The organism is Thermogemmatispora tikiterensis (genome assembly GCF_003268475.1).
Classification (GTDB): Bacteria; Chloroflexota; Ktedonobacteria; order Ktedonobacterales; family Ktedonobacteraceae; genus Thermogemmatispora; species Thermogemmatispora tikiterensis.
The window spans coordinates 4600885-4621067 of sequence record NZ_MCIF01000002.1; the positions used below are offsets into that span (position 1 = coordinate 4600885).

Annotated in this window: 17 protein-coding genes; 15 read left to right on the top strand and 2 right to left on the bottom strand. The window is 64.2% G+C overall.

Translation table 11 applies throughout. The features are described from left to right. Positions 1–336: 336 nt before the first annotated feature. Both A4R35_RS18475 and A4R35_RS18480 read left to right on the top strand, forming a co-directional pair. On the top strand, positions 337–1179 hold the full coding sequence (locus A4R35_RS18475; protein ID WP_112431932.1) for a hypothetical protein: 843 nt from the start codon (positions 337–339) through the stop codon (positions 1177–1179). Between the two features lie 19 nt (positions 1180–1198). Continuing rightward, the gene (locus A4R35_RS18480) at positions 1199–1795 is read left to right on the top strand and encodes a nucleotidyltransferase family protein (RefSeq protein ID WP_112431934.1); all 597 of its coding nucleotides are present in this window, start codon (positions 1199–1201) and stop codon (positions 1793–1795) included. Positions 1796–1932: 137 nt separating this feature from the next. Here the strand turns inward: A4R35_RS18480 and ilvD are convergent, their stop codons facing one another. Next, entirely contained in the window at positions 1933–3630 is a 1698-nt protein-coding gene (gene ilvD, locus A4R35_RS18485) for a dihydroxy-acid dehydratase (protein ID WP_112431936.1), read from the bottom strand. A gap of 90 nt (positions 3631–3720) precedes the next feature. Then, on the bottom strand, positions 3721–4977 hold the full coding sequence (locus A4R35_RS18490) for a mannosyltransferase family protein (RefSeq protein ID WP_112431938.1): 1257 nt from the start codon (positions 4975–4977) through the stop codon (positions 3721–3723). 373 nt (positions 4978–5350) lie between these two features. On the opposite strand from A4R35_RS18490, the gene A4R35_RS18495 reads away from it, so the two are divergent. The 13 genes from A4R35_RS18495 to A4R35_RS18555 all read left to right on the top strand — a co-directional run bounded on the left by A4R35_RS18495 (position 5351) and on the right by A4R35_RS18555 (position 20141). Next, complete coding sequence (locus A4R35_RS18495) at positions 5351–6034, top strand: DUF4255 domain-containing protein (protein ID WP_112431940.1); 684 nt, start codon at positions 5351–5353, stop codon at positions 6032–6034. Beyond that, positions 6031–8124, top strand: a complete 2094-nt coding sequence (locus A4R35_RS18500) for an AAA family ATPase (RefSeq protein WP_223258395.1) — start codon at positions 6031–6033, stop codon at positions 8122–8124. Before A4R35_RS18495 ends, A4R35_RS18500 begins: the two co-directional genes overlap by 4 nt. Then, positions 8121–10313 (top strand): eCIS core domain-containing protein, encoded by a 2193-nt coding sequence (locus A4R35_RS18505; RefSeq protein ID WP_112431944.1) that lies wholly within the window; start codon positions 8121–8123, stop codon positions 10311–10313. Before A4R35_RS18500 ends, A4R35_RS18505 begins: the two co-directional genes overlap by 4 nt. Positions 10314–10397: 84 nt before the next feature. Then, positions 10398–11708 (top strand): eCIS core domain-containing protein, encoded by a 1311-nt coding sequence (locus A4R35_RS24780; RefSeq protein ID WP_223258396.1) that lies wholly within the window; start codon positions 10398–10400, stop codon positions 11706–11708. Between the two features lie 12 nt (positions 11709–11720). Next, the gene (locus tag A4R35_RS18515; RefSeq protein WP_112431946.1) at positions 11721–12596 is read left to right on the top strand and encodes a Pvc16 family protein; all 876 of its coding nucleotides are present in this window, start codon (positions 11721–11723) and stop codon (positions 12594–12596) included. A gap of 78 nt (positions 12597–12674) precedes the next feature. Continuing rightward, positions 12675–14303 carry a phage tail sheath family protein gene (locus A4R35_RS18520; protein ID WP_112431948.1) on the top strand — a complete coding sequence of 543 codons (1629 nt, stop codon included), beginning with the start codon at positions 12675–12677 and terminating at the stop codon, positions 14301–14303. A gap of 72 nt (positions 14304–14375) precedes the next feature. Then, complete coding sequence (locus A4R35_RS18525) at positions 14376–14816, top strand: phage tail protein (protein WP_112431950.1); 441 nt, start codon at positions 14376–14378, stop codon at positions 14814–14816. Positions 14817–14850: 34 nt separating this feature from the next. Continuing rightward, positions 14851–15237: a phage tail assembly protein gene (locus A4R35_RS18530; protein ID WP_112431952.1), complete on the top strand. Its 387-nt coding sequence runs from the start codon at positions 14851–14853 to the stop codon at positions 15235–15237. Next, the gene (locus A4R35_RS18535) at positions 15215–15412 is read left to right on the top strand and encodes a hypothetical protein (RefSeq protein WP_146747262.1); all 198 of its coding nucleotides are present in this window, start codon (positions 15215–15217) and stop codon (positions 15410–15412) included. Before A4R35_RS18530 ends, A4R35_RS18535 begins: the two co-directional genes overlap by 23 nt. Positions 15413–15419: 7 nt before the next feature. Then, the gene (locus A4R35_RS18540; RefSeq protein ID WP_112431956.1) at positions 15420–15842 is read left to right on the top strand and encodes a phage tail protein; all 423 of its coding nucleotides are present in this window, start codon (positions 15420–15422) and stop codon (positions 15840–15842) included. Between the two features lie 34 nt (positions 15843–15876). Beyond that, positions 15877–17721: an eCIS core domain-containing protein gene (locus A4R35_RS18545; RefSeq protein WP_112431958.1), complete on the top strand. Its 1845-nt coding sequence runs from the start codon at positions 15877–15879 to the stop codon at positions 17719–17721. A 34-nt stretch (positions 17722–17755) separates the two neighbouring features. Further along, positions 17756–18466, top strand: a complete 711-nt coding sequence (locus A4R35_RS18550; RefSeq protein ID WP_112431960.1) for a CIS tube protein — start codon at positions 17756–17758, stop codon at positions 18464–18466. Continuing rightward, positions 18453–20141 (top strand): VgrG-related protein, encoded by a 1689-nt coding sequence (locus tag A4R35_RS18555; RefSeq protein WP_112431962.1) that lies wholly within the window; start codon positions 18453–18455, stop codon positions 20139–20141. Before A4R35_RS18550 ends, A4R35_RS18555 begins: the two co-directional genes overlap by 14 nt. Positions 20142–20183: the final 42 nt, after the last annotated feature.

Here is a 20183-nt window from a genome sequence, read left to right on the forward strand (position 1 = left end):
CCAGATTAAGGGGCCGAGAGAAGGTTTCCCTTTGCCTCTGAAAGAGAGGAAAAGCCCGTTTGGGATTGAAACGTCTCGCGCTACGAGCGGCGCAAGAGTCTGCGCCTGCCTCTGAAAGAGAGGAAAAGCCCGTTTGGGATTGAAACTCCCCCCAACCATAGCCGAGGGGATAACGATGGCTCACTCAGAAAGAGAGGAAAAGCCCGTTTGGGATTGAAACCAATGCAATCCGCGTGCCGGAGCGCGTCCTGCCATCCTCAGAAAGAGAGGAAAAGCCCGTTTGGGATTGAAAGGGATTGAAGGACGAAAGAGGAACAAGAGGGAGGGAGCGCAAACGTGGAAGCCCTGCTTTCCGCCGATACATCGCTAAAGGTTGAGAAAATCTGGCTGGGCATGCTGCGTACATTGCCACCCGCCAGGCGGGTCGCGATGGCCTGGGACCTGACAGGCTCTGCGATCAACATCGGACGCCTGGCCGTAATGAGCGAGAGACCCGACCTCGATGCCCATGAGGCCGCCCTGAGCCGTGCACGCTTCCGTTACGGGGCCGCCATTGTGCACCTCGCTGAGGAACGCCGCCGCCGTCTATCGGAGGTGGAAGCGAATCGCTTCCCCTCGCTGCCAGAGGTCCTCTGGCCGCTCCTCTCCGCGCTGGAGGCGCTGCAGATCACTGCGGTCCCCCTCTCGCTGGCGATCCCCTTCTATGGGGTCCACCGGTCCCTGGGCGACATCTCCCTGGCCGTTGAGCGCCTGCCAGCGCGCCAGGCCCTGCAGCAGCGGTTGCCAGCGCGTTTCTGGCTCGACGAAACGAGCGAGGACGGGCCGGGTCTGCGCCTGATCGAGCTGCAAAGCCTGCTGCCTGTCTGGCTCTGGCCCGCCGACCGCGGAAAAAATGCCCCCCTCCTGCAGCGCCTGCTTGACAGCCGCCGCGAGGCGCCGCTGCTGGAAAATGCTCCACCTTGCGCTGTACCCGCTCCCGAGCCTCTCCTTCTCTATCTGCTTGCCTGGCAGGGTGAGCAGAGCGCGACCAGTGATGAGCGCTGGTATGATTTCCTGGGCATCCTGAAAATGCAGCAGCCGTCTGGGCTGAACCTGGAGCTGCTCAGGACGCTGGCCAGGGACTTGCAGTGCCTGCCCCAGCTAGAGGAGGCCCTTGCTCGGACTGGTTTGGAGTTCTGAACAAGGAAGGAGTCAGTGGGTGTCTTCTTCTCCTCCTCCTCCGCTCGAAGAGACCTTATTACCGCTGGCCGAGGCTCTGGATGCGCTCGGTATTCGCTACGTAGTAGGCGGTTCTGTCGCCAGCTCGCTTTATGGCGAACCACGCCAAACAGCCGACTTGGACATAGTCATTGAGCTACTTGACCCCCAGCAGATCAAAGCCCTTGTCAGGCAAGTTGCCCCTTTCTACTATATCGACGAAGACGCTTTTCGGCAGGCTTTTCGCTATAGAAGAAGTTTCAGCATTATCTCGCTCAAAACATACACCAAAGTTGACATCTTTTTCCCCCAGCACCGCGCCCTCGACCGCGATGCCTTCGCCCTGGCTCGCTATCGGCCCCTGGAGCACGGGGGAGAGCGTCTTTTCCCTATCGCCCCGCCCGAGGTCATCGTCCTGCAGAAACTCGAGTGGTATGTCCTGGGGGGGCGTAGTTCCGTCAGGCAGTGGAATGACATTCTTGGGATCTTGCGGACCCAGGGGTCTCAGCTAGACCTGGCCTATCTAAGAGCGCAGGCCATCGCGCTCCAGGTAGGGGACCTGCTGGAGCAAGCATTACAAGAGGCTGGTCTTCTGTAGCAAAGATGGCCTGCCCCAGCTAGAGGAGGCCCTTGAGCGTAGTGGCCTGGACCTCTGATGCGAGAGCAATAAAAAAAGAAGCGAGCCGTGGGAGGATCTCCCCCGACTCGCCGCACCGGGATGCGAACCTTGCGCACTCAGGCCGAAGGAGCCGTCTGCGGCGGGCGCGTAATGGCCCCTTCCGCAGCCGACGAGACCAGTGCCGCGTACTTCGCAAAGACCCCACTCGTATAGCGTGGAGCCGGCGGCTGCCAGCTCGCCAGGCGAGCCTTTAGCTCCTCCTCCGGCAGCTCCACACTCACCGTGCGCTTCTCAATATCGATCACAATCGTATCGCCATCGCGCAGCGCGGCCAGCGGACCACCAACCGCCGCCTCGGGAGCGATATGGCCGACCATCAACCCGCGCGTCGCCCCACTAAAGCGCCCATCGGTCAGCAGGGCCACCGTCTCCCCCAGGCCCTCGCCCACGATGGCGCTCGTCACCCCGAGCATCTCGCGCATCCCCGGACCGCCGCGCGGCCCCTCATAGCGGATCACCACCACATCGCCCGGCTGAATCTGGCGCCCGATCACCGCCTGCATCGCATCCTCCTCGCGATTGAAGACGCGAGCCGGACCGCGATGATAGAGGCGCTCATGGCCGGCGATCTTCACCACGCAGCCCTCCGGCGCCAGGTTTCCCTTCAGAATGACCAGGCCCCCATTCGGCTTAATCGGATTCTCCACCGTACGCACCACCTCCTGACCGGGGGTCTCCTGAGCCTGAGCCGCCTCCTCACCGATCGTCCGGCCTGTCGGCGTCAATTGATCGCCGTGCATCAGGCCGGCCTCGATCAGACGCCTGGCCAGCAGCGGCGTCCCGCCGGCGCGATCCAGATCCAGCGCCACATAGCGCCCGCCCGGCTTCAGACTGGCGATCAGCGGCGTACGGCGACTGATCTCATCGAAATCATCGATCGTCAGCGCAATACCGGCCTCGCGCGCCAGCGCCAGCAGATGCAGCACGGCATTGGTCGAGCCACCCGAGGCGGCCACGCCGGCGATCGCATTCTCGAACGACTTGCGCGTCAAAATATCGCGAGGCGTCAGACCGCGATGGAGCATCTCCACGACCAGGCGACCACAGCGCTCGGCCACCTGCTCCTTACGCGGATCGGTCGCCCCCACACTGGCCGTCCCCAGCGGCGAGAGGCCCAGAAATTCCAGCGCCATCGCCATCGTATTGGCCGTATACTGGCCGCCGCAGGCGCCAGGGCCGGGGCAGGCCACGTTCTCCAGCTCGTGCAGATCCGTCTCGCTCATCCGACCGGCGGCGGTCGCCCCGATAGCCTCGAAGACATCCAGGATCGTCACATCCTGGCCGCGGAACTTGCCGGGAGCGATCGAGCCGCCATAGAGCACCAGGCCGGGCACATTCAAGCGGATCAGCGCCATTGCCGTCCCGGGCAGCGTCTTATCGCAGGCGGCCAGCGCGATCACCGCATCAAACATCTGGCCCTGACTGACCAGCTCGATCGAATCGGCGATCACCTCGCGGCTAATCAGCGAGGCCTTCATGCCCTCAGTGCCCATAGAAATACCATCGCTGACTGCGATCGTATTGAACTCCATCGGTGTTCCGCCAGCGGCGCGGATGCCCGCCTTGACGTGTTCAGCCAGGCGGCGCAGGTGGAAATTACAAGGCATCGTCTCGATCCACGTATTTGCCACGCCGATCAAGGGCCGCTGCAGATCCTCATCGCGGAAACCGATAGCCTTCAGCATGGCACGAGCCGCGGCCCGCTCGCGCCCATCGATCAGCACTCGACTGCGGTGCCGGGGATCAAAAGCCATAGAGCAGCCTCCCTTAATGTACTGCCTGTATTATACTCCTGATGTAACCCATAACTCAACGTTGCGCCGTCCCCTACGTGCCACAGCGCGCTAGACCATCCATCGCCCCGTCAGAAACTGCAGCAGCGCGAAGCTCAGGAGGGCCGTCGCGTAGATCGGATAGTAGCCCAACACCGAGCGCAGACGAGACCAGCGCCCGCTTGTATCCTCCATCAGCAGCCCCAGCACCACGAACGCCGGCGCCGCCTCCAGCAGATAGCGCGGAAAAGCATTGAGCGGCGCACCACTGCGCGTCGGCCAGAGCAGGCCGAAGAGACAAAAGAGCAACGCATAGAGCGCATAGCCGCGTCGCTCTGCCGGCAAGCGCCAGGGGCCGACCCAGCAGAGTATCACCAGTAGGACGATAAACAGGACGCAGACCAGATCGAAAGCATTGTGAATGGCATCAAAAGAAACAAAGTGAAACTTGAAAAACGATAGAATAGTTTTCAAGACGCTCAAGCCGGGCAGCTCCAGATAGCGATTCCAGCGTGCCTGCGCGTGCGAGAAGGCCAGAGGATCACCGAAGCGCAGCAGGCAGTAAAGCGCGAAGAGTCCTGTTCCCAGCGGGATCAGGCCGGCGGCCAGTGCACTCAGGCGCAGCCGCAGCAACTGCCAGCCGCAGCGGCTGCCATACTCGTAGACGAAGAGCACCACCAGCAAGAGGCCGGCGGGGCGTGTCAGAGCGGCCAGCAGACCACAGAGGCCGGCCAGCCACCAGCGCTGATGGCGCAGGCCATAGAAGCACAGCAAAGACCACAAGAGAAAGAGCGACTCAGGATAAGCGGCGGCCAGGAAAAAGGCGCTGGGAAAAAGCGCAAAGTAGAGCAGCACCCTGCGAGCCAGAGCCGCCGAGAAATCCTCGGCCAGTAAGCGATAGAAGACAGTCAACATGGTCAGGCCGGCCAGATTAGCAATCACCAGGCCGGCCACATGAGGGCTGCCGAGCGCTGCTGGCGCGCCGAGATGTTCTAGCAGAGGAAAGAGCGGGAAAAAGGCCGTCTGCCACCATTGCGTATAGCCTGTCTGAGCGATCGTTGTATAGTGAGCAGCGTCCCAGTGATGCCAGTTATGAACCAGGCTGCTGAGGGGCAGAACCAGCGGACTGAAATTCGGCAACATGAAGAGCGGAGCCAGATAGGTCAGCAGAGCGAAGAGGGTGTGGCTCAGCAGGTAAGCAGGCAAAGCTGCTCGCAGCGCGGTCAGCCAGAGCTGCAGCTCCGTCGCCCTGGGCGACAGTGCTCGTGCGGGGGAAGGCACAGCTACGTTGGTCGCAGAAGATTCGTCTGAGGAAGACAATTGGTGCATACTGTTCCTCCGGGATCTAACGACCTGATCGCAGGAGAGGATTACCAACAGGTAGAAACGAAGCGAAGCAGACAACGTAACAGAGCTGAGTCAGAGGAGAGCAAGGCTCTATTGCCAGGCCAGCAAGCGAGGAAGCTGAGGGGGGCTGCAGTTTCCCTATTTGACCCTGGCGGCTGAGTCAGTGTCGGTGTAGAGCACAAATAGAGCGAAAAAAGAGCGCCTTATGCTAACGTTAAGCGAGTCTCACGGTTGAGATCCATTTCAGCCGGAGACAGCCAGGCTTGCCCCGGTGCTGGAAAGGAGCAGCGCCCGAAGGCGGCAGGCCGGGAGAGAGCGAACTGCAGCGAGCTAGCCGAGTGCAGGGGAGAACAGCATGCGCAGTGCCTGGAGCATGGCGGCAGTCACCTTCATTCTCAAAAGGCTGCTGGAGAACACCCTGATCGAGCAGGCGGGGCCGGCGGGTCTGGGAGAAGTACTTGTCACCGCCCTACCGCCGGATCGTATCGCCCTGGGAACTGAGGAGCGGCCTCAGCTCAACCTCTATCTCTATCGCCTGACTCCCGACTCAAGCTGGCGCCAAAGCCCGGCCCCGGCCCCGGCAAGAGCCGGCTCAGCAGACTCCGAACCTGGGGAAGCCGGCTGGCAGCCGCTTGCACTCAAATTCCACTACCTGCTCAGCTCCTACGGAGAACGCGACGGACAGGGCGAGCTGCTCCTTGGACTGGCCATCGATTGCCTGCAACAAGCGGCTCTGCTCGCCGGCGAGCGACTGCAGGCGCTGCTGCAGGCCCTGAGTGCCGATGGCTCCGGGCGAGCGCGCGCCAACGTTCTGGCCCGCCTCGTGAGCGCGGCACCGCTGCAGGAGCTGCGCATTCGACCCGAATTTCTCGGCATGGAAGAGCAGACCAGGCTCTGGAGCGCCTGGCAAGCCCACGCCCGTCTGGCCATGACCTATGAAGTCACGGCCCTGCTCAAGGAAGCAGCGCCGACCGCCAAAGCCGGGCCAGGCCGGCGCATGTCTGCCGGGGACAAGCATAACCCGGGGCAGCCATCATGACAGGAATGAGCCAGGAATCAGCATTTGCTTCAGCCAGCCAAAGAGCAGCCGCCGAGCACCGTCACCTCCTGGCCGCGCTGGCCCTCGTGCGTCAGGCCCTCGTGCGTCACTGCGCACGCTGCCGCGGAGAAGAAGAGCCAGCCTTGCAGCAGCAGGAGAGCGATCCCTCGCGCCTGGAGCAATCTCTGACCGCCGCGGCCTCTGCCCTGCCAGGACCAGCCCCGCTGCAGCGACTCTGTTCGGCCTTCGGCCTCTCGTCTTTTGAGCGCGACCTGCTGCTCCTCTGCGCCGGAGTCGAGCTAGACAGCAGCTTCGCCGGTCTCTGCGCCCAGGCAATGGGGCAACCCGCGAGCGACCGCAGTCAAGCGGCGCTGCCCACCTTCAGCCTGGCGCTGGCCGCTCTCCCAGACGCCCACTGGGACGCCATCACGCCCGAGGCACCCCTACGCCGTTGGCAACTGCTTGTCCTCGGCGGCGGCCCCATCCTCACCATGACTCCCTTGCGCATCGATGAGCCAATCCTCCATTACCTGATCGGCCTCCCCTACCATGACCCGCGCCTGAGTCTGCTGACGCCTGTGGTCCCCGTGGCAGGTGAGCTGCTCCCCTCGCAGCAGCGGGCCTGCGTCCGTCTGCGCGCCGCCTGGAGCGAGCAACGTGCATCCTCCTCCCCCTGGTCTGGACCCGGGCAGCAGCGCTGGCCGCTCATCATCCTGGCCGTCCCCCAAGAGCAGGATGGGCTACGGCTGGCGGCGCGAGCCTGCCAGGAACTGGGCCTGCGCCTCTCCGCTCTGACGGCTACGGACCTCCCTGGGACCCTGAGCGAACTGGAGCAGTGGGCGCGTCTCTGGGAGCGCCAGGCCATGCTGACCGGCAGCGCCCTGCTGCTCGACTGCAACCGGCTCACAGCCGAAGATCGTTCCACCCGGCAAGCGATTGGGCATCTGGCCCGCCTCCTGCAGACGCCGCTGATCCTGAGCTGTCGCGAGGCCGCCACCCTCCGACTCGCCCTGGCGCCGACCTCTCTGGTCAGCATTGAGCTAGAGCCGCTACCCCTGGCAGAGCAAGAGCAGCTCTGGCGACGCGCCCTGAGCGCCCTGTCAGTGGCCGTCGACCTCAACGGTCATATCGACTCGCTGGCCATGCAATTCCCCCTTGGAGAGGCTGCCATCGAGCGCGTCTGCGCCCAGCTCCTGCCCGAACCCGCGCCCCTGGAATTGTCCGCCGACGAGGTAGCGCAGCGGCTCTGGCATGTCTGCCGCCTGCAGGCTCGCCCGGCCCTGGACGATCTGGCCCAGCGTCTCACCCCAACCGCGGATTGGGAACAGCTTGTCTTGCCCGACGAGCAGCAGCGTCTACTGCATGAGATCGTCGCCCATGTGCGTCAGCGGGCAACCGTCTACGAACGCTGGGGCTTCGGGCGTCAGGGAGCGCGTGGCCTGGGCATCAGCGCCCTCTTTGCCGGCAGCAGCGGCACTGGCAAGACCCTGGCAGCCGAAATCATCGCCCACGAGCTACAGCTCGACCTCTATCGCATCGACCTCTCCGCCGTCGTCAGCAAATACATTGGCGAAACCGAAAAGAACCTGCGCCGCATCTTCGATGCCGCCGAAGCGGGTGGCGCCGTCCTGCTCTTCGACGAAGCCGACGCCCTCTTTGGCAAGCGCAGCGAAGTCAAAGATAGCCACGACCGCTACGCCAACATTGAAGTTGGCTATCTATTGCAGCGCATGGAGACCTACCGTGGCCTGGCCATCCTCACCACTAACCTCAAGCATGCCCTCGACCCGGCCTTTCTGCGTCGCCTGCGCTTCATCGTCCACTTCCCCTTTCCAGATGTAGCCATGCGCCTGGAGATCTGGCGGCGCATCTTTCCGCCGGACCTGCCACGCGAGAATCTCGACCTGGAGAAGCTGGCCCGCTTGCACGTGGCCGGTGGCAACATCCGCAATATCGCCCTCTACGGGGCCTTCCTGGCGGCGGAAGCTGGCGAGTCGCTGCACATGAGCCATCTCTTGCGCGCCGCCGCCGTTGAGTATGCCAAGCTGGAGAAGCCGCTGACCGAGGCGGAGATCGGAGGCTGGCCATGAGAAAGCTTACTGACCGCTATGCGGACTGTCGACCGAGGCAGGCGCTGCCTGAGCAGGAGATCCAGACTGCCACCAGCACCGAGGAGAGCCTGGATGCGGCCACGCGCGCCTTTATGGAGCCGCGTTTCGGCCACGACTTTAGTCAGGTGCGCATTCATACCGATGAGGAGGCAGCTGAGGCAGCGCAGGCCCTCAACGCGCGGGCCTACACCGTCGGCCAGGATATCTTTTTCGGCCCGGGAGCCTACGCGCCGCAGACGGACGAAGGGCGGCACTTGCTGGCGCACGAGCTGACGCATACGCTGCAGCAGCAGGGGACGAGCGGGGGCGTGCAGGGAGTGAGCGAGCGATGGGAGAGCAGCGAGCAGGAGGCGCGGCGGGTGGCGCAGGAGGTGATAGTGGCGGGTGGGCCGGTGGGAGCGCCGCGAGCGGTGAGCCGCCTAGGGGCGCCGCTCGTCCAGCGCGAGGCGCATGCCACCCAGCCTGACGCTCCCCGGCCTGAGATGACAGCCCTCGATGTGACCGGCAGCTATGAGGCACTCGATCCAGGGGGGGCCAACCGCATCACCGTGGAGTTGAATCAGGCCGGTCGCCATATTGAGGGCTGGTGGCAGTTGCGGAGCTACAGGAGCAGCAGCGGCGCCCATCTGACAGCCATGCGCCTCTCGGGCGATCTGACGGAAGACGGCGGCGATCACGTCACTTTCGCTTATCGGCGCATCTCCTCTGGCGGGACGGCCTATGCGGGCACCCTGACCGTGAGTCGGAGCGGCCCCTCTGTACGTATGTGGATGCACGAGGGCGGCGACACCATTGAGCGTGATGAGCAGGGCAATCTCGTGCTCGGCGGCTGGTCGCATCAGTTTGAGCGCACCGCAACGGGGGTGCATCTCTCCGACCAGGCCATTCAGGCCTTCCCCCAGGAGACACGCGCCCTGGTCCAGGCGACCGAGAATGCGCCGCTGGACCGCGCCGAAGAGCAGCGCCTCGCGGATGGGGGGACCCAGATCCAGTCACTCATTCGCCAGTATCTGGACGCAACGCGCGAGAGTGTGGTGCGTTCGGCCAGAGCCGCTGTGCTGAACGACTACATCAGAACACTCATGGGCTATTATGCCCCTCAGCAGATGCCGCTCGTCATTCGCCGCCTGCGCGAATATCTGGTCAATCCTACTCTGCAGAGCGGAGAGACCACCCGCCCCTACTGGGATTGGCTGCAGATCATCGTCTCCGCCGAGCCGAGCTACACCACAGATATTCAGCGGTTGCTGGAAATCTCGCCTCACGGGCCGTCGGACCCCAATGCTCCTCAGCATAAGTATCGCTGGCGCTTCAGTGTGGTAGGTGCTGATGTCGACCTGGGGGTTGGACTGGGCGGCTTTCTCGGTGTCTTCATCGTCGAGAAGCTGGCACCCGATACCTGGACGGCCCAATACTTCACCCTGATGGGCACGGCTGCTGGGGGCTTCTCTGCGGGTACCACTGTCGGTCAAACTACAGCCTGGAGCGAGATACAGACGCCTTTTGCCTGGACCAGCGGCAACTTCCGCGGCCCCTATCTGGTCACGGGGGGCTCAGCTGGCGGCACGGCAGTGGTCGGCCTCAGCTATACGCCAGCGGCCTTTATCAACTTCTATGGCGATGGCACCTTTCCAGTGCTGACGGGCGATGCCAGCGGCTTGGCCGCCGTCTATGGCCTCTCTGCGGGAGCAACTGTCTCGATGTATGCAGGCTATATGTTTGGCGGACGCGAGGAGGCCATCCGCGCCGCTCGGGAGCAGCATGCGCTCACGGCGCAGGCCGGCTATCAGAGCGAGGCGACGGTACACTTTGCGGTCGACGATCCCAGCCTGACCGACGAGGGCTGGCAGGCCATTCGCCAGATGTGTGCCGAGCAGCGGGCGGCCCTCATGAATCCCGAGAGTCGCCTGAGCATCGACGGCTATACCAGCACCACCGGAACGGTGGCGCGCAATCAGCGCCTCTCCGAGCTGCGCGCACAGAACACGCTGCAGGCCATTCGCGATGTGCTCGGTCCAGCGCTGGCTCTTCCCGACCGCCAGATCAGCGTGATTGGTCATGGAAAGACAGCCGCCCTGCAAGCCGGCTCGCCCGATCAGCGCGAAGACCAGGCCTGGCGCAAGGTGGAGGTCTTGCTGAATGGCCAGGTCGTGCTGACGCTGCGCTAGTCCCCTGAGGCAGAGCAAGTAGCGTTGGAGGAAGACGTCACTGCCTCGCCTGTCTCCTCTGTTAGAGGGAGGAACATGATGACTGTGAACAGAGAGCGAAAGCGGCAGGCTCTGCCGGCGAACGCCGCGCTAGAGAGCGAGACCAGTCGCCTGGCACCTATGCCAGAGCAGCTCACCGCTACGAATCCGACGGCGAGTGCTGTGGCGGGGGAGCCACTGCCAGAGGCGGTACGGGCCTACATGGAGCCGCGTTTCGGCCACGACTTCAGTCAAGTACGTATCTACGCCGATGCTGGGGCAGCCCAGACGGCGCAGGCCCTCAACGCGCGGGCCTACACCGTTGGCCAGAACATCTTTTTCGGCCCGGGGGCCTACACGCCGCAGACGGACGAAGGGCGGCGCTTGCTGGCTCACGAATTGAGCCACGTGGTGCAGCAGCCAGGCGAGATCGCGCCTGGAACTCCCCTGGTTGTCGGACCCGTTGACGATCACTATGAGCGCGAAGCCGAGCAGGTGGCAGCCCGGGTCATGGCGGCTCCCACGGCGACAGAGGTAGCCGGCGGCCTCTCCGCGGCCCCAGCGCAGGTCATTCGGCGCTCCTGGCTGGGGAGTGTGCTCGGAGGAATCGGGGGGGCTGTCGTGGGGGCGGTCGGCGGCTTCTTCGTGGGCGGCCCGGCTGGGGCAGTGATCGGCGGCGTTGCCGGCCTGCTAGGTGGGGCTGCCGCAGGTGACCGGCTCTCGCAGCAGCGCCGCTCACTCACGCCCGATGAGATCGCCTACGCTCGCGAAATCTACGCCGATAGCCTCGACTACTCGGCGATCACGATCACGAAGCATAGCATCCTCTCCTCGGGCGCCTCCCGTACGGTCGGCAACACCATCAATCTTGAGGATGTCTACTACGACGGCGATACGCTCAATTTGACCCCGGAAGGCAGACTGATCCTTATCCATGAGATGGGGCACGTCTGGCAATACCAACACGGCGGCCTGGCCTACATCCCGGAGAGCCTGATCGCCCAGATCCGGGGCGCCGTAGGAGGCGGGAGCCGCAACGCTGCCTATGACTGGCGCGCGGCGATTCAGGCCGGGACGCCCTGGGAAGAGTGGAATCCCGAGCAGCAGGCCGAGGCGATCGAAGACTATAACCGCGCCTTGCGGCGCACCCGGGACGGCACGGCCACTGCTCAGGACTATAAGGACCTCTCCACGCTGCAGCCCTATATTGACAGGGTGCGCCGCGGCGAGGGGGCGCCACACGGAATGCTTGGGGCCTGGCTGGGAGGAATCGGGGGCGCAGTCGGTGGCTTTCTGGTCGGCGGCCCAGTGGGCGCCTTCTTCGGAGGCCTCGGTGGCCTCGTGGGCGGCTCCTTGCTTGGCGCCGCCTTGAAGTGAGGGTAAAGAGCCATGTTACTGACCATGCAGCACATCTTGCTCCGTCTGCTCTATGAACGCGGCCAGATCAACGAGCGCGAAGTCGACATCATCTTTGAGGCGCCGACGCTTGAGCGCATCGAGGGCCTCTGGCAGCCGACGATCAGCCTCTTCCTCTACGCCATTCAGGAGAACGTCGAGCTTCGTCAGAGCAGCTATCAGACCGTCGCCGCTAACGGACGCGCCGAGCGCCGGCCCCTGCCACGGCGCTTCGACCTGCGCTACATGGTCAGTGCCATCAGCAGCCAGATCGAAGACGAGCAGCAACTACTCTGGCGTGTCCTCACCACCCTGGTGCGCCATCCACAGTTGCCAGAGGCCCTGATCCCGGAAGAAGTGCGCTCCCTGGGCATTCCCCTGGTAGCGCACGTAGGCCGCGAAGAAGAGCAGCCTGCCCTGCTCTCGCTCTGGAGTAGTCTGGGCGGTCCACCGCGGCCCGCCCTGGCCTACACCATCACTGTACCCGTGGAGCTGGCGCCCGTTGGTGAGGCTCCGCTGGTCCTGCAGCGCACCGTCCGCTATCGCCGCCTGGCGCCGAGAGAGGCGCTCATCAGCGAAAGCAGCCTGCTTCTCGGAGGCGTGGTACGCAACCAGCAAGGCGAAGCTCTCGCTGGCGTGCGCGTTGCTCTGGAGGGACGGGGCCAAGAGAGCATCACTGACGAAAGCGGTCGCTTCGTCCTGAACCAGCTGCCGCCGCGACGAGCCGTTCTGCGCCTCACGCCACCTGCGGGACCGACCCGGCGCCTGATCCTCAACTACGGTGACGACCCGGCTGCCGACCAGCCGGGCGCACACGGTTCCCTCTCCTATGAAATCATCCTGGAGACCCTACCTGCGCCAGAGACCTGACCTGCACGGCCATGCTGAGCATGAGCCAGTCTGACGACTATCCTGACATGAAGAAGTTAAGAAGGAGGACCAGGGACCATGCCCGAATATCTCTCACCTGGCGTCTACATTCAAGAAGTCGACAGCGGACCGCGGCCCATTGAAGGCGTCGGGACTGCCACCGCCGCCTTTGTGGGCTTTGCCCCAGCCGGGCCGGCCAATCGACCGGTGCTCATCACTAACTGGTCGCAGTATGTCACCACCTTCGGCAGCCTGGAAGAGGGCGGCGTCCGTAACCCCCACCTGCCCGGCTCCTACCTCTCCCACGCCGTCTATGGCTACTTCCTCAACGGAGGCGGGCGCTGCTACGTCACCCGCCTCGTCAGCAGCGGGACGAAGAAAGACAAGCCCGCGCCGCTGCTCCTGCCAAGTCGGGCCTCCAAAGCCGTACCCTCACTGATCATCCATCCCAAAAACGTGCCTGAGCAGGACATTCAGATCGAAGTCTTGCCGCCCAGCAAGACCCTGCCGCCCCCGCCGGCGCCCGCCTCAAGCGAAGGCGAGCAAAAGGAGGCCGAGGCCACACCTCCCGCGACAGCAGGCAACCGCGGTCTCTTCACCCTCAAAGTGAGCATGGGCGACGAAGAAGAATACTTTGAAAACCTGAGCGTTGGCAGCAGTGGAGCCGGGGTCAAATCCGCCGTTGAGACAGTCAACCAGCTCAGCCAGCTCATCCGTCTGGTCGAGCCGAAGACCAGCGGCAGCGCCGTCGAACGCGCGCCCGAGCCGGGTACTTACGTCCTCAGAGCGCCGGCACAGCTGGCCCTGCCTCAGGTCCAGCCCGACCACTTCGCCGGCAGCGCCGCCGAGCGCAGCGGCTTCGAAGGGCTGGAGGTCGCTGAGGACGTCACAATGGTCTGCTGCCCCGACCTGATGGCCGCTTACCAGGCTGGCTTGATCAGCCGCGAGGGCGTTAAAGCTGTTCAGCTCGCCATGATTGCCCACTGCGAGGGCATGGGCGACCGCCTCGCCATTCTGGACCCCCTGCCGGACCTCGCGCCGCAGCAGGTCAAGATCTGGCGCGAGGCCGAGACCGCCTACGACTCCAAATTTGCCGCCCTCTACTATCCCTGGATCAAGGTCTCCGGCCCCGATGGCCGCCCTCTGGCCGTGCCGCCCTCCGGCCACATCGCTGGCATCTATGCCCGCAGCGATAACGAGCGCGGCGTCCACAAGGCCCCCGCTAACGAGGTCGTCCGCGGCGCTCTGGAGGGCGTCATCCAGGTCACCAAAGGCGAGCAGGATACTCTCAATCCAAGCGGCATCAACTGCATCCGCTCCTTTACCGGGCGCGGCCTGCGCGTCTGGGGAGCACGCACCCTCAGCAGTGACTCGGCCTGGCGCTACGTCAACGTGCGCCGCCTCTTCAACTATATCGAAAAATCGATCGAGCGTGGCACCCAATGGGTGGTCTTCGAACCCAACGATGTCGACCTCTGGGCACGCGTCAAGCGCGACATCACGGCCTTCCTCACGGGGGTCTGGCGCGACGGCATGCTCTTCGGTCGCTCGCCCGAAGAGGCTTTCTTTGTCAAATGCGACGAGGAGATCAACCCGCCTGATGTACGCGATCGCGGGATGCTCTTCATCGATATCGGCCTGGCACCCGTCAAGCCTGCCGAGTTCGTCGTCTTCCGCCTGCGCCAATGGGCTGGCGGCGGTGCCTGATCAAGCTATCCGTTCGTCAAGTGATCGAATTCGCATCTCATGTGACATGCATGAGGGCAGAAGGAGGAACGCATGGCAGAGAAAGATCCATTGGTCTCATCATGGTTTGGCGTCGAGTTTCAGGGCCAGGTTGTGGGCGCCTTTCGCGAGTGCACCGGCCTGGGCAGCGAAAACGAGGTCGTCGAGTACAAAGCCAGCGGGCCACGTGGCGAGTTTGTCATCAAAAAAGTACCGGGCCGTCTCAAGTGGAACAACATCACCCTCAAGCGCGGCATCACCGACTCGATGGACATGTGGCAGTGGCGTAAGCTTGTCGAGCAAGGCAAGATCGATGAGGCGCGCAAGAACGGAACCATTACCATGTACAATCAGCAGGGCGAGCCGGTGGCGCGCTGGAACTTCATCAATGCCTGGCCGAGCAAACTGACCGGCCCCAGCGCCAACGCCAACAATAATGAGGTAGCCATCGAAGAGCTGGAGATTACCCACGAGGGCTACGAGCGTGTGAGCTAAGGCCCCGTAGGAGGCTTGGGGAGCTGAGACGACGATGTTGCAGACCGAGTTTCCCTTTACCTTACCCTGCGGCTACGTCGACGCGCGCGGCAATCTCCACCGGCAGGGAACCATGCGCCTGGCGACCGCCCTCGACGAGATCGAGCCGCTGCAAGATGCGCGAGTGCGTGCCAACGAAGCGTACCTGACGATCCTGGTGCTCAGCCGCGTTGTGACGCGCCTGGGGGACCTGCATCCCGTCGATGTGCGTGTGATCGAAGGACTCTTTTCTGCCGATCTCGCCTATCTGCAGCGGCTCTATGTGCAGATCAACGAGGTCGGCACAACCCTGTTCGAGACGCAGTGTCCCCGCTGCGGCCTGCGCTTCTCACTCGACCTGACAGAAGGTGGTGACATTAATGATGCATCAGCCGGCCTCTGATCAGCAGGCTGCCAGCGCCAGCGCTGCTGACCGGCCTGGGGGCGGGAGCGCTGGCGCTGCCATTGACGTTGAGCAACTGGCGGAGAAGGTCTATCAATTGCTGTGTCAGGAGGTACGCCTCTCCGTGGCCCGTGGGCAACGAGGGACGGGGCGTCCTCTAAGACGCGGGAGGTGAAGAGCCGATGGCCACCGAAGCCTATCCGGGCTGCCGTTTCTATGTCCTCTTTGAGGGCCAGGCCCAGGGGGTCTTTACCGAGGTCAGCGGCCTGCAAGTCGAAATGGATGTCCTGGAGTACCAGGAAGGCGGCAACAATGGCTTTGTCTATCGCCTGCCTGGCTTCACCAAGGTGAGCAATCTGACGCTCAAGCGCGGTCTGACAACCTCCAACGAGTTTTATCGCTGGCTAGCCGATGTGGCCAGTGGGCGCCTCAAGCGTCGCCATATCTCGGTTGTCATGTACGACGTAGCGGGCAAAGAGCTGATGCGCTGGAACTTTCTCAATGCCTACCCGGTGAAGTGGGTCGGCCCCCAGTTGCGCGCGCCGGACAATACGGCGGCTATCGAAACCCTGGAGCTGGCTCACGAGGGCGTGACCCTCGGCTGAGCAGGCAACTGGGAGAGAGGGAGGAGGGACTATTGTGCGTCGACATCTGCTGCTGACCTATCACCACCGCCGACAGCGGCTGCTCAGTTTCGTGCCGGCCTCGCCACTCCTGCGCTCCCTGGCGCGGCGTCATACCCTGGCTGCCGCCCTCGGCCTGGCGCGCCCGGCCAGCGGCGACAGCCATCCGTACTCGTACCCGCTGCCGACAGCGCAGCCGCTGCGGCGTCCGCAGCTGCCCGCTGTCCCGCAACCCATCGCTGAAGAACTGGCGCTATGGGTAACCCGTCCAGAGCCGCCAGCCCCCGCTGAGGAACCGTCAACACCGGTAGAAGCCGAGCGGGGCCGAGACGAAGACCTGCGCTGGGAGACTGAGGCCGCCGACCAAGAACAGCAGAAGGCGATGACCAGCCCGGAGGGCGAGCGATCGCAAGCCGGGCCTGTCGCCTCGCCGCCGCCGCCGACGGTGTCTCGGCCAGGCCACGCGCGCGTGATCGAGCTGGGTGTCGCAAGTACACCGTATGATACTATTGCCCTGGATGCACCCGAAAGTGACCTCGCCGGGATCAGCCAGAGGCTGCCAGCGTCCCCTGAGTCAGCCTCTGTCTCCGAGGTGGCTGCAGCGCCGGAAGTGCCCAATGAGGCGGCGCGGCTATTCAGGCCGCATCAAGACGAGGCTGAACGCTCGCCACAGAGCTGGTTCAGGCGCCTGGTGGAGCAGGCCCGGCGCGAGCAGGGGCCGTCGATAGCCAGGCCAGCGCCAGTCTCAGGCTCTCCAGGTTTCCCGGAGAGCATACCAGGCGGAGCCAGTGAGCAGGAGCCAGCGCCTCAAACGGCAGCGGACAGGGTGCGTAGAGGGAGGGAGAGCGGCAGTACGCCCGCTCTGAGGCCGGTGTCACCGCTGCTCGTGGCAGAGCGGGACCAGGCAGCGGACGCAGGAGATAGCGCGTCTGCCGCTGCTGCTGCTGCTGCGCGCAGCCCAGAGCCGCCCAGCCTTACCGCCCGCCGCTTCCTCAAGCCGCTGCTGGGCGTCGACCTGACTGGGATGACGCTCTACCAGGATGCTCAGGCCGCTCGCGCCACGGAGGCCCGCGCCGCGGCGGCGCTCAGCGATGCCGCGACCATCGAGCTGGCTCCTCAGCAGGAACAAGCCTCGCCAGAGGGCCTGGGCCTGCTGGCCCATGAGCTGACACACGCCATGCGTCACCGCCAGCCGCGCTTTCTGCCGCCGATTGTGCGCCCGGTCTCTCTGTCCAATGTGGGGGAAGAGACCGAACTAGCGGCGCAGGGCGATGAGGAGCAGCTCGCCATCAGCGTCGAACGCCAGGTCCGCCAACAAGCGCGGGTAGCCTTCGCGGCGACCGCTCCGGTGACTCAACCAGAACAGGCAGTCCTGCCAGCGCCGGAAGCGGCTGCGCCCGTGGCCGCGAACGAGCCGCCCACTGCCAGCGTGGGCCAGGCGCCCGAGGCCGGGCCTGGCCACCAGAGCGAGCGAGGCATCTGGGGCAAGCTACCAGCACCCTGGGAGCCGCTGCCCGCCTGGCTGACCGCGCCGGCTTCTTCCAGCGGCCTACCCGCGAGCGAGATCGCGTCTGGTGCAAGCCTTTCTTCGGCACCGCTCGCGCCGTCGCCCCCGGCGATCACGCCCGGCCAGCCGCTCCCTGTCTCAGCCAACGGGAGCACTCTCCCGGGGGAGCAGAGTGGCAGCAGGCGCGCCGGGGTTGAGCGCAACCTGGCCACGCCAGTGAGTGACGAAGGCCAGGCGCCGCCGGCCACCTCTGAGGTCCGTGCCCCGGAGGCGGATCTGGATGCCCTGGCGCGTCAGGTCTATACCCTCCTCAAGCGTCGTCTGAGCGCCGAGCAGCGTCGTCTGCTCTCATAAACGCAAGCAGCCAGAGAGGGAAGGAGAGCAGCCTATGCAAAGCAGTCCGCTGGCGCTGGCCACCATTGTCGATCACGACCACGGCAGCAGCGTCGAATGCATGTTTAATCCCAAGGAATACACCTTTAGCAAACAGAACTCCTGGACCGCCAAAGAGAGCAAGGGTACTAACATCGCCCGCCTGGAATTTGGTAGCGGCCAGCCCACCACGCTGCAGATGCAGCTCTTCTTTGACACCTACACCAACATCAAAAGCAACGGTCAGGGGAGTGGTTCCAAAGACGTACGCAAAGCGTACACCGAAAAAATCTGGAACATGATGAAAGTTGATCCGGCGCTTGGGCCGCTGGGAGGCCGAGGAGGAGGCGCCAAACACAAGAAAGGGCGGCCTCCGGTTGTCAGCTTCCAGTGGGGGGCCGTCTGGAGCTTCAAAGCCGTCATCACCAACATCCGCGAGCGCTTCACCCTCTTCCTGCCTGATGGCACGCCGGTGCGCTCCACCCTGGACGTCACCTTTCAGCAAGTGCAGGACAAAGACGACTACCCGGCGACCAACCCCACGTCGGGCGGTGTCGGGGGAGAGCGCGTCTGGCGCGTTTGCGAAGGCGACACCCTGGCCTGGATTGCCTACAAAGAGTACGGCGACCCCAACCTCTGGCGCCTGGTCGCCGAAGCCAACCGCCTGACCCGTGTGCGGCAGCTCACGCCGGGCCTGCTGCTGGAGATCCCCAATGCCACAGAATGAAAACCTGCTCAGCCTGCTCTCCATCAAGATTGGAGGCGCCGACGTCTCGCCGGACTTCATGAGCGACCTGCTGGAGGTCACCATTGAAAACAGCCTCCACCTGCCAGACGTCGCCACCATCGTCCTGCACGACACGCGGCTGCACTGGATCGATGACAATAGCCTCCTGCCGGGCAAGAGCGTGCAGATCGAAGCGCACAGCGGGCGGCAAACGAAGCTGCTCTTCGATGGTGAGATTGTCGAAATCGAGCCATCCTTTGACGCCAGCAACCAGCAACTGGTCATTCGCGCCTTCGATCGTCTGCACCGTCTCGGGCGGGGCAGCCGGGTGCGCTCCTTTGTCAACGTCAGCGACGAAGACCTGATCAAGAAGCTGGCCGCCGAGGCCGGGCTGGAGGTCCAGATAGGGATCAGCGGGCAGATCCATGAGCACATCTTTCAAAACAACGAGAGCAACCTGGAGTTCCTGCAACGCAGAGCGGCGGCCCTGGGCTGCCTGCTCTTCGTCCAGGGGAAGACGTTGCATATGGAGCCGCTCAAGAGTGGCGGAAGCCAGCTTGAACTTGAATGGGGTGTCAACCTGCACGAATTTGCGCCGCGCCTGACCACTCTGGGCCAGCTCAGCAAGGTCACCGTGCGTGGCTGGGACCCGGGGCAGCGGCGCGCAGTCGTCAGCCAGACGCAGAACGGCAAGGGGGCGCCGCAGGTTGGACAAGAGCAGAGCGGAGGCGATCTTCTTCAGCAGGCCTTCCAGCTGACAGCGGAAGCGCTCGTCGCCGCGGGGTCGGTGCGCACCCAGGCTGAGGCGGAGCGTCTGGCGCAGGCGGTGGCCGACCGCGCCGCCGGGCGCTTTATCGAAGCCGAGGGGGCCTGCAGCGGCCTGCCCGCCCTGGTCGCGGGGGTGAGCGTAAAGATCAAAGCCGTGGGCACCCGCTTCAGCGGCACCTACTTCGTCACCAGCACCCTCCATAGCTACAGCGCCCGCCGCGGCTACACCACCCGTTTCAGCGTCAGTGGCTATCAGCCCGCAACGCTGCTCAATCTGCTCAGCGGAGATCAGCGCCAGGCTTTGCCGGCAGCCACGCCCGCTGGCCTCCTCTCCTCGGGCCTGGGCCTGGTCATCGGCATCGTCACCGACAACGATGATCCTGCCGGCTGGGGGCGAGTGAAAGTCAAATATCCAGCCCTCTCCGAAGAGCATGCCAGCGGCTGGGCGCGCGTCGTTGTGCCGGGCGGCGGTGCGCAGCGTGGCATCCAGTTCCTGCCCGAGATCAACGATGAAGTCCTGGTTGGCTTCCTGGAGGGCGATATCCAACACCCCTACATCCTGGGCGGCCTGTGGAATGGCCAGGACAAGCCGCCGGAGCCGCAGGCCAGCAGTGGGGGCCGGGTCACAAAGCGCCTCCTGCGCTCACGCAGCGGGCACCTCATCACCCTCGACGACAGCGAGGGCGGCGGCGGTATCACCATCGCCGACAGCGCGGGGAACAGCATCAAGATCGACACCGCCTCCAATGGCCTGCAGATCAGCGTCCAGGGCAACATCAGCCTGAAGGCTCGGGGGTCCCTATCTCTGGAGGCTCAGGGGCAGGTCCAGGTCAAAGGGCAGGGCGTCACCATCGATGGAGGCGCCGGCGTCGTCACCATCAAAGGCACAACGATTAATCTGAACTGAGCGAAGAGCAGCGAGCGGGAAGGCGCGCGTTTGTAGTGCAGC